Annotated in this window: 9 protein-coding genes; 1 reads left to right on the top strand and 8 read right to left on the bottom strand. The window is 48.4% G+C overall.

The features are described 5' to 3' along the window. Positions 1-743, top strand: a 743-nt coding sequence (locus tag AK963_RS10010) for a VUT family protein (protein ID WP_066015309.1), incomplete at its 5' end; no start/stop codon positions are given. A 199-nt stretch (positions 744-942) separates the two neighbouring features. Here the strand turns inward: AK963_RS10010 and AK963_RS10005 are convergent. The 8 genes from AK963_RS10005 to AK963_RS09970 all read right to left on the bottom strand — a co-directional run bounded on the left by AK963_RS10005 (position 943) and on the right by AK963_RS09970 (position 10630). Next, complete coding sequence (locus AK963_RS10005; RefSeq protein ID WP_066015308.1) at positions 943-1311, bottom strand: VanZ family protein; 369 nt, start codon at positions 1309-1311, stop codon at positions 943-945. 205 nt (positions 1312-1516) lie between these two features. Further along, positions 1517-2110: a hypothetical protein gene (locus tag AK963_RS10000; RefSeq protein ID WP_066015307.1), complete on the bottom strand. Its 594-nt coding sequence runs from the start codon at positions 2108-2110 to the stop codon at positions 1517-1519. 195 nt (positions 2111-2305) lie between these two features. Continuing rightward, positions 2306-4333: a polysaccharide biosynthesis protein gene (locus AK963_RS09995; RefSeq protein ID WP_066015306.1), complete on the bottom strand. Its 2028-nt coding sequence runs from the start codon at positions 4331-4333 to the stop codon at positions 2306-2308. A gap of 383 nt (positions 4334-4716) precedes the next feature. Then, positions 4717-5265, bottom strand: coding sequence for a sugar transferase (locus tag AK963_RS09990; protein ID WP_066015305.1), 549 nt, complete (start codon positions 5263-5265; stop codon positions 4717-4719). A gap of 1 nt (position 5266) precedes the next feature. Then, positions 5267-6247: a UDP-glucose 4-epimerase family protein gene (locus AK963_RS09985; protein ID WP_066015304.1), complete on the bottom strand. Its 981-nt coding sequence runs from the start codon at positions 6245-6247 to the stop codon at positions 5267-5269. A 3-nt stretch (positions 6248-6250) separates the two neighbouring features. After that, entirely contained in the window at positions 6251-7375 is a 1125-nt protein-coding gene (locus AK963_RS09980; protein ID WP_066015303.1) for a glycosyltransferase family 4 protein, read from the bottom strand. Positions 7376-7723: 348 nt separating this feature from the next. Then, on the bottom strand, positions 7724-9691 hold the full coding sequence (asnB, locus tag AK963_RS09975) for an asparagine synthase (glutamine-hydrolyzing) (RefSeq protein ID WP_066015302.1): 1968 nt from the start codon (positions 9689-9691) through the stop codon (positions 7724-7726). Continuing rightward, a complete protein-coding gene (locus tag AK963_RS09970) occupies positions 9692-10630 on the bottom strand; it encodes a glycosyltransferase family 4 protein (protein WP_175404483.1) in 939 nt (312 codons plus the stop codon). Positions 10631-10940: the final 310 nt, after the last annotated feature.

The following is a 10940-nucleotide window of genomic DNA, read 5'->3' as shown; positions in this document are numbered from 1 at the left end:
CGTACCTGAAAGGGCGTAAGGATATTGTTGCAGACCGTGGCGTAGGTGGCGGCCACAATTTTTCCCTGGTGGGTGATCAGCCGCTGCTGGTCTACCTGTGGGGGCTGTATATGGCCACACTGATTCTCTGCCCGCTGTTGTTCGGTTACCACTTTGGCTGGTGGAGCGTAGATTTTACCCTGGCGTCATTACTGTTCCCGTTGAGCTTCTGCTTTCTTAATCCGGTTTCGGAGCTATACGGTCGGCGTAATGCACGACGACTGTTGAACTCGACGGTGTGGGTATTAATGACTCTGGCGATGCTGGGATCGGGGATGCAGACCCTGGCGCTATGGCTGCCAGTGTTTGATCACACCGGGTTCAGCCACGAAACGCTGGTATTTGAAGAAGCGATGGGCCATTACCCAGGCTGGTATGCTGCACTGGCCGTAGCCCTGTGGATTACCGACAACATCAATATCTGGTTTTTCCAGTTGTTTCGCCGCTGGATGAATCCGCAGTGGTTTGAGCTGCGCGCGTTTTTATCCAACAGCCTGGTTCAGGTGGTGTTTACGCCAGTGTGTGCTTTGTTTCTGTTTGGTGGCTTCTGGCAGAACCCTGAACTTCATCAGCAAGTGTGGGGCATTGCCTGGCTGAAGGTGCTGCTGGTGGTGATTTATCTGCCGTTGTCGTCGTTGGTGGTACGCAAGGCAGGCCAGTGGCGATTGAATAATAATTCTTGTTGTTCTGAGCAATCGGAATAGGCGATTTACACTGCGCCGAAGATCGAAAGATTTCCGGTGTAGTGATAACTGGTTTGAATGTACATCTGCTTTTTGCTTTTAATGGCTGTTCTTTGAAATCTTGAGCAGATGTTCCGGGATTGGTTTGAAGAGTAACTTTTTAGATAAGGGATATGTTGTACCTCTGACAGGCTCCGGTACTGATGATAGTGTGGAGCTTTTAATAGTCACCCTGATATACAGCGTACAAGCCAAGATAGCTCATGATTCCCACGAAATTGGCGATGATGTCTCCAATACTGAAGTTTCGGTGCCCGGTCAGCTTTTGGCAAAATTCAATAAAGACTCCGAAGGCAAACAGCCCCACCGGTTTCCACCAGGGCATGCCTGGGGTTGGGTATGCCAGATCCAACATAATAAACAGTACGAGAAAAGTGACGGCATGTTTGAACTTGTCATTCACAAAACGCGTCGGGTCAGCCCTGCCCGGAATTACCGCCATGAATAAGGCGAAGGCCAGCGCGGTGAAGAATGCAAAGAGAGAGGCTTCTGGTGGTAATGCCTGCAGCCAGTTGATCAGTTCGTTCATATCATTCCAACTCCACCTTCTAGACATGAGCTGTGCAGCTATTTTGAACAGCTGGCCCTTCGTTGGAATACCTCGCAACAACCCTGCTATTACAAGTTATTCCACCTTGCTCAGCAGTTCAAAATAGCTTGCTCGACATCATATTTAGAAACCGGATTTGATTTGTACGACTACCAGCTTCAGGGTAATGGATCGAGGTCAATCTTTATTTATTCTCATTTAACTGACCTAACAGGAGTCCCATACCCACTGCCAGAGTCATCTCCAGACAGCCGGAGAAATTATTACGGTTGACAAACGTACCGGTGGCGGTGCCATGCCCTGTCTCTTTTGCTCCAAACAGCAGTACTTCTGCCCCTGAGAGAGTGCTCAGGGCACCAAACAGTGACTGGAAAGCCCCGGCAATCACAAATACCCAGGCAATGACCCGGAGACGCCTTGGGGTATTGACCAGTAAAAGCACTAATGCAAAGAGCAGGGCGTAAGCCAGTGATAACAAAGCATGGACCTGAGAGGCGAAAGGATCGAGAGACAGGTAAAGGAGTTCTGGTACTGGCAGCCCAAGCGTTTCTGATGCCTCCACCTGCACAGTAAATGCCACGGGTGAAAGCTGCTGAATTATCCCCGCAGGCAGAGGCCACGATTGCACCCAGACCCAGACCCAGAACGCAACCAGCACCAATCCGGCAAACACGGGCATCCCCTTCTGAAAAGCTGGCGTGATCGTCACATACCCAAAACCATATCCCGCCAGACCGAGTATCGACAGTGCAAATATACTGACCTGAAGAATCCCCATCGCCCATTCAGGCTTACTGCCAAAGGGCAGGGGGAGCTAGGCAATGATCAGCAGCAGGCAGTAAAACAGAAAACGGCTATAACGATTATCCTGTGTTGGCAAGGCAATATCCTTCAAAAAATTTTACCGGGTATTTTCGTCACCGTTACCGGTCATAGCTTTAGTCTTATCTTATACGGGTAACGGGGACGATCTTTAAGAGATTTCATCCTTAACCGGCTGATGCCCCGGGTGCTGATAAAGCCAGTCCACTACCTTATCGCTGGGGGCATAACCATTGACATAACGCAGCAATAACTCGCGGGTGATGCTGTAGCGGTGCTCATTCAGGCTCTCGATCATCTCGGCGAGCACAATCTTCAGTTGTGCCCAGGCCAGCATCTCCTCACAGGCACGACTGATTCGGGGGTGAATGGTTCCCTCAACGTTGTCACCGATTAACAGTTCCTCATACAGCTTTTCGCCGGGACGGAGGCCGGAGAATTTGATCTCGATATCGCCATCCGGATTGAATTCATCCCGGAGTGACAGGCCAGAAAGGGAGATCATCCGCTTTGCCAGGGTGATAATTTTGACCGGCTCGCCCATATCCAGCACAAACACATCGCCGCCCTGACCCATTGCACCGGCCTGAATAACCAGTTGGGCTGCTTCCGGGATGGTCATGAAATAGCGGTTAATGTCCGGATGCGTAACCGTTACCGGCCCACCGGTACGGATCTGCTCCCGGAACAGGGGTATCACCGAGCCGCTGGAGCCCAGCACATTGCCAAAACGAACCATGGTGAAACAGGTATGGTTCGTAATGACGGTGCCGGGCGTGGAGCCGAACAGTTCCGGCTGAAACAGCCGGACTTCCGGCTCAAGACTCAGGGCCTGCAAGACCATTTCTGCCAGCCTTTTGGAGGCTCCCATCACATTGGTGGGGCGAACCGCCTTATCGGTGGAGATCAGTACAAACTGTTTAACGCCTGCCATTATGGCCGCCTGTGCAGTGTATAGCGTACCCAGCACATTATTCCGCAACCCCTGGGAAACGTTGTACTGCACCAGTGGCACATGTTTATAGGCTGCGGCGTGGTAGAGGGTTTCAACCTGATAAGTTCGCATTACATCCAGTAAACGCACCGGATCGTTTATGGAGCCCAGTACCGCAATCACCGGCAGATTCAGGCCCAGCTTGCGAATGGATAGCTGTAACTCCTGATCTATGGTGTACAGGTTAAACTCCGAGTGTTCCAGCAGTACCAGCAGTTTCGGGTGTCTGGCCAGTGCCTGGCGGGCCATCTCGGAACCGATAGAGCCCCCGGCTCCGGTCACCATGACGACTCTGCCGGTAATATCCTGCTCCACCAGTTCGGCGATGGGCGCCACTTCATCCCGGCTCAGTACATCACCGATATCCACCTCCATAATTTCCTGTAGCCTGGCTTTGCCACTGGCCAGATCCCGAATACCTGGCATGGTTTTAATGGGCAGGCCAAAGGTTTCCAGGTGCTGTACAATTTCCCTTCGTCTCTGTCGGGTGGCCGAAGGCATCGCAAGTAGCACCTCTTCGGCTCCAGTCTGCAAAATCAGGCGGTTCAGTGCCTCTGGCGAAAAGACACGACAACCGGAAATAGTTCTCCCCCATAATCGGGCATCGTCGTCAATAAAAGCCACCGGCCGAAACTCACGGGAATGCTCCAGCGCTTCGACCAGCTGATTGCCAGCCTCCCCGGCACCATAAACCGCTACTGGCCGTCCCTGCTGTTCATGGCCTTTGGATTGGGGGAGTTTGATGGGGGCAAAGAGAATATCCCGCAGCCTGAAGCCGCGCAGCCAGAAACGAACGCCATAGCGGCTCAATCCCAGAAACAGGGCAGAGAGCAGCCAGTACAATACCGGTACGCTTCGGGGTATATGTACACCAAGCAGGGTTATGGAGGCTGTCAGTAACAGAAAGGCAAGGAAACTGGCTCGCAGGATAATAAACGACACATGCTGACCCATATAGCGCAGCAAGGCACGATACAGCCCCAGGCTGTAAAAGACGGGTAAGGAAATCACCGAGGCCAACAGCCCGGTAATAATAAACGAGTTCAGATAGCGGGCAGCAAACTCTTCATAACCCAGACGCAAATAAAAGGCACTGAATGCAGCCATCCAGACGATGAGCAGATCCACCGCCAGCATGGTGAGGGTTTTCTGAGTTCGGGATAGTCTAAGTAGTCTTTCTCTCATGTTCAGCCTTTGGCTGCGTTACCCGTTACCCGGCCCCGTTACCCGAAAAAGACAAACTGCAGTCTTTACAGATAGCGGGTTGCAGGAAGCAGGTAATAAATTGAAGAATCGGAATAAAGCAATCTTGAATTGTTTGTTACCTGTTACCCGAAAAGACAAGCTGCAGAATTTACAGACGGCGGGATGCGGGGAATAGGCAGAGGAAAATATATTTACATTGAATATTCGAAAATACAATCTTCAGCTGAGTTGCCAGTTACCCGTAACAGGTCAACGCTTACGGGCAACGGGCAACGGGCAACGGGCAACGGGCAACGGGCAACGGGCAACGGGCAACGGGCAACGGGCAACGGGCAACGGGCAACGGGCAACGGGCAACGCCCTCAGCGCACCCTGTCTCCCTGGCCACTGCCGGTTACGGTCATCAGTATGTATTTGAAGTATTCCCGAATCGTCAGGGACTCAATCATCTGGCGATCAGTTTTGGCGAGCAGTTCCGGGGTAGACATATCAATATGGTTTACCTGTGCCAAGCCCGTAATACCCGGCAGTACGTCATAAATATCGAGATGCTCTCTGGCGGCAATCAACTCTTCCTGATTGAACAGGTTGGGGCGCGGGCCTACCAGACTCATGTCGCCTTTGAGTACATTCCAGAGCTGAGGGAGTTCATCCAGTTTTGTCTTTCGCAAAAAACGCCCTAATGGCGTGATTGAGGCGGATGAAGCGAGGTGGCTGGCAACGGATGCAGTATCGACCTTCATGGTTCGGAACTTAACCAGGGTAAAGGGTTTCTTGTGTCGGCCAACCCGCTCCTGCCGGAACAGAGGAGAGCCGGTATCAAACAGGCCGATAATATAAATAACCAGCAGGATAGAAGAACCAAAAATCAGCCCGAGTAGTGCAAATAAAACATCAAAAAAACGGATCACTTTATTGTTTACCTTCCGACTTTTTAACTTCAAATCGTTTGCCTTCAAGGTATGCTGCTATTGTGGCGCTTATACCTTGTTGAGCAGTAAAGGGAGGGTTCCAGCCCAACAGGTTCCTGGCTTTTGCCGAATCAACCTGTAAATCGCCGATCAGCCGATCAACGACACCTGACTTTCCTGAAAGGCGACCAGCCATTTGAAATAATGATGCTGGTATAGAAAACAAACGTGCAGGCCTGCCCAGTGCAACTCGCATCGTCCTGAGTAAAGCCGACAGAGACAAGTCTTCACCATCAGAAACCATAAATGTCTGATTGGCTGCAGCGGGGTAATCAATACACTTGATAATAAAATCAACCAGATTGCCTACATACACCATACTGCGTTTGTTGTGAATTGCGCCAAACGGTAAAGGAATGGGGGTATCTGAAAGTTTCATCAAACTAAGAAAGTTGGCTTTTACCTTCGGCCCATAAACAAGCGGTGGGCGGATAATGACAACTTCCATGTCTGTTTTATCTGCAATTTCTCTTAAGCCGTTTTCCGCTTCATATTTTGATAGGGCGTACGGGTTTTCAGGTGGATCAGTATTAATTTCATTAAAAGTGTATCCATCAACGGTTGTTTCACCATTAACTTTGATGGTGCTTATAAAAACAAAACGACGGACACCCGCTTTTGCAGCCTGGCGTGCAAGATTTAATGTCCCATCAACATTCACCCTCCGAAACTCAGCAAATGTATCATGATGAGTTTCAGCCATAACATGCACACGGGCAGCTGTGTGAACCACAATATTTACTTTATTAAATGCCTTCTCCCAAGATGTATTGCCATCTATAGAATGAATAAAATATTGCCCTTCACATGAATTATTTTTTCCCGATCTTAGGGCATCTATATGTCGTATATTTTTCTGATCCAGAGCCGAACTAAGATTGCTTCCAACAAAGCCGCTAGCACCTGTAAGCAGTATTTTCATAAATCAGGAAGCCAGTAGTGAATCATATAATTCAAATGTTTTTTTGGTGACTATTTCCGAAGAATAACGTTTCAGCATATCACTTCGGGCTGCTATGCCCATGGATACACGAAGTTCTTGATCTTCGATTAATCGTTTTAATGCCACTGCTAAATCAGCGGGTGACTCTCTTGGAACCATTAATCCAGTAACACCATTTATCACCAGCTGTCTGCAACCGGGTACATCGGTGGTAACCATCGGTCTCCCAGAAGCGGCTGCCTCTAACAGGCTCTTTGGCGTTCCCTCTCTATGTGATGGCAATAATGCTATATGCGAGTTTTGCCAGACTTTAGCAATATCTGTTTGCCGGCCTACCCAATTGACAACGCCCTCGTCATGCCAGGCTCGCAGCTCTGCCTCAGTCACACTTTCTGGGTTCAAAAGATCAGGATCACCCACAAGGTCAAGTCTAAAATCCACCCCTTGCTGCTTGAGCAACCTGGCTGCCTGAATGGCTTCTGGTACACCTTTACTTGAAAGCATTCGAGCAACCAATGCAATAACAACAACACCTGAAGGCTCCTCAACTGGATAAAACTCATCAACATCAATACCAGCACCACGAATCAAACTAACCTTATTAGTGGAAACCAGTTTGTTAGTAACAAAAAATGCCTGATCATCCTCATTTTGCACAATCAATGCCGTTCTATTGCGCCTAAAAAGAAGTGAATAAAAAAACTGGAAGAAAGGTCTTAATAATCTGGCCTTGCATGAATCAGATGAAAAAACAAACCCCATCCCAGCTACTGCATTGACTTTTACGTTTATATTAGAAAACAACGCAGCAATCGAGCCATAGAGAACCGGCTTTTGAGCAATATGATGAACGATATCTGGCTTTTCTTTATGATAAATTTTGATAATCTCAAAAATAGCCTTTATTTCCGAGAGCGGATTAATGCCAGTTCGATCCCAATGCTTTAAACTGATGACCCGAGCGCCGGTAGATTCTATAAGTTTTGAATGGCCACTTACATTGCATACAACGACAACATTAGAGTTATTTTTTTTTGCCTGAATAGCAAGGTTTAGTCTATGTGAGGTGAAATACCAATCCTCTGTGACCAGATATAATATCTTCATGAAATTGATTTAATTCTCATCCAACCATACTCGAAAAATCAGGATATGTCATGGAATGCACAACCATGGGCTAACGATAATTCTGTAGACTATCCTATGCAGGGCTTACGCATCAGTTAATGCGGTAAAACATAAATAATGCAGTTATATTAACTGGTCTCGATGCAGTTGTTCAGGATAAATAATCAAACAACTTTCATTAATGTGCGTTCTAAGACGTATATTACTGAGTTTGTCCATTTAGCAAACTTGGCCGACATCTCTGTACCCCTCGTGTATCAAGGGATTCTGGGAGGTAGTGATTGGTGCGTAAGCCCTGCTATCCTATGTGAAATGAGAAAGTTTGTATTAATGACGAGCCTTGACTTGGAATTCAAATTGCTGTTCCCGTTCAAGCCATGCCTGAAACATCAACACATCCCAAAGATGATACTGCCAGTTGCGTTTGCCAGAAAGGTGTTCTGCCCACTTTTGACGTATCGGGTCGGGGTTGAAAAAACCCTCGTTCCGCAAGCGCGATTCATTAAGCAATGTTTCAGCCCAGTCGCGCAATGGGCCACGTAACCATTTATCAATAGGTACGCCAAACCCCATCTTGGGACGATCGATCAGCTCTTTGGGAACGTAACGATAGAGCACTTGCCGCAGGACCCATTTACTCTGTCTATCTCGTAATTTCAAACTTTGTGGTAGTTGCCATGCAAACTCAACCACTCGATGATCGAGAAAGGGGACACGGCTTTCCAGAGATACCCCCATCGCCGCACGATCCACTTTGACCAGAATGTCATCAGGTAAGTAGGTTAAACCATCCAACGCCATCATCTGCTGGACGCCATCAAGCCCGATAAAATCAGGTCGATGGCCAGTAAGGGCAGTAGGTGGTTCGTTGCTATTCAAGACAATATCTGCGGGCTTCGGCCAGTGGGAGACAAAACCTAAATAGAGTTCATCGAGGGTACGCGAGCCCAACACCCCTGCCCCTTTGTGCAATTTATCACCAAAACTAGAGTAACGAGAGGTACCAGGGATCCATCTGGCGAATTGATTCCAGTGATCCGGCGAGAGAGATGTCAAAGCCGAGGCCGTCATCTGCCGAAAGGGGGTAGGAATCGGTTGCAATTTACCCCACAGGCCACGACTCATTTGATAGCGGTTATACCCACAAAAAAGTTCATCACCTCCATCACCTGACAGCGATACAGTGACATGCTGTTTGGCCAGTTGGGACACCAAATAGGTGGGAATTTGAGATGAGTCGGAGAAAGGCTCATCGTAAAGTGATGGCAGTTTAGGGATAACCGCCATCGCCTGCTCAGGAGTGACATAAAGCTCAGTATGGTCTGTACCTATATGAGCAGCAACGGCATTGGCATGTACCGCTTCGTTATACCCCTCTTCATTAAAACCGATAGAGAAAGTTTTAACCGGACGATCCGACTGCGCTTGCATCAGTGCAACAACTGTGGATGAGTCGATTCCACCGGATAAAAATGCGCCTAACGGGACGTCAGCCATCATTTGTTGCTTGACAGCATTACGCAATAATCTGTCAAGCTCATCTACCGCCTGATCAGCATTACCCCCATAGGGTGTCGCCACGCCATGGTTAGCCACATCGACCAGTGACCAGAAGGGGTGGCTCACAGGCAAGGCCAGTGTCTGTAAATCAGAAAAACTCAATTGCAACCAATGGCCAGGCAGAAGTTTACGGATACCACGATAAATCGAATAAGGCGCAGGGATGTAGTTATGACGCAATTGCAAGGCGATGGCATCACGATTAATCTCTCCAGTGAAGGCTGGATGTACCCGAAGAGCCTTAAGCTCTGAACCAAAAAGAAAAACTCCGTTTTGCCATCCGTAGTATAGTGGTTTCTCCCCTAATCGGTCTCGCGCCAATGTCAATGTTTTACTTTGTCGATCCCATAGGGCAAAGGCAAACATGCCTGTACACTTTTCAAGTGTGCATTGAACACCCCAGGCCTCAAAACCTGCCAGCAGCGTTTCAGTGTCAGAATGACCTTTCCAGGAGTAGTTATCACGGAGGGTCGCCCGTAGCTCCTGATGGTTGTAGATCTCGCCATTAAAAACAATGATATAGCGACCACTACCAGATGACATTGGCTGGTGTCCCGCCGATGACAAATCAACAATCGCCAGGCGTTGATGCCCCAGTACCACACCAAACTCATTATCTTGCCATACGCCAGAATCATCTGGACCACGATGTGCGATCGCAGAATTCATTCTTCGGATGGCATCTGGCCAATCATCAACATTCTTGGGTGCGTAATAACCACAAAAACCACACATTTAATTATTTACCATTTCACTGTACACGGCCTCATGCCGGTTCACACAAGAAGCAAGGACAAAGCGTTCAGCCACTTTGGCACGGCCCAATTGGCCCATTTTTTCTGCCAGCTCTGGGTTGATAAGCAGCTCAACTATACGGTCTATCAATGCCTCATCACCTACAGACAAAAGATAACCATCACGGCCATCCTCGACGAGTTCCGGCACACCATCAATGGCATGGGCAATAACCGGAACACCAAAAGAAAACGCCTCAAGAATGGAGGTTGGACAACCTTCCCCCCACAACGAGGGTAATACGAAAAGCCGAGCCCGCTTGAGCCACGGCGTTACATCAGATTGAAATCCCTGATAACAAACTGAGTCCTGTAAGCCAGCAATATTAATAGCCTCTTGTACGGTCCCATTCATATCATCACGGCCAATAAAGATGAAACGAGCATCCGGTACACGCTGAAGTACTTTGTGAATCACTTGCAAAAACTCACGGTGACCTTTGCGGGGATTCAGGTTAGCAACCGTTAAGACTTCCAGCGGACGACTATCGAACTTGGGCAATTCTTCTGGCAAAGCATCAAGGCCATTATAAATCACATGGATATGATCGGTCTTAATACCGCAGTGTTCCACCAAAGTTCTTTTTGCCGCCTCAGAGTTTGTAATCCATGCATTTACCAGGAGGCCGGTACTGCGCTCGACGAGACGGAAGAACCGGTCAAGATGACTATTGCTATCAGGATTCCAGCGCACGCCATGAATGACCTTAGTGGTTGGGACCAGTAATCGGAGCAGGCGAACCCAGAGCGATGCACGCACACCACAGACATAAACGACATCGACAGGTGACGAACGCAGGTAACGAAGCATCCGCACCATTGCGCCAAACATGCCTCCACTCCCATGAGAGCCCCCTTTACCAAAAACTATCGGTTGCATACCTTGTGAGCGAATCCAATCGCACCATGGTCCTTCACCCTTGATCGTCGCAAGTTTATAATTAACATTTGAACTTGCTATCGCCATACGCGAGAGGCTTCGTTCAGCACCGCCTAATTCACTGCTTGAAAATAATATTAAAATGCGCATCATATTCTAAGGACGGTGTAATAGAGTTAATGCTTGATTCAAGACATCGGATGCAGATTGATTTCCATCAATAATAGTCAATCTATTACCGTAGACTCACCTCAAGCGAGACAATAATTTGTCCTGCATAGACTTGAGTTCACTTGGTGAACACTCACAT

The organism is Endozoicomonas atrinae, assembly GCF_001647025.1.
Lineage (GTDB): Bacteria > Pseudomonadota > Gammaproteobacteria > Pseudomonadales > Endozoicomonadaceae > Endozoicomonas > Endozoicomonas atrinae.
This window is presented reverse-complemented; position numbering and strand designations above follow the sequence as displayed.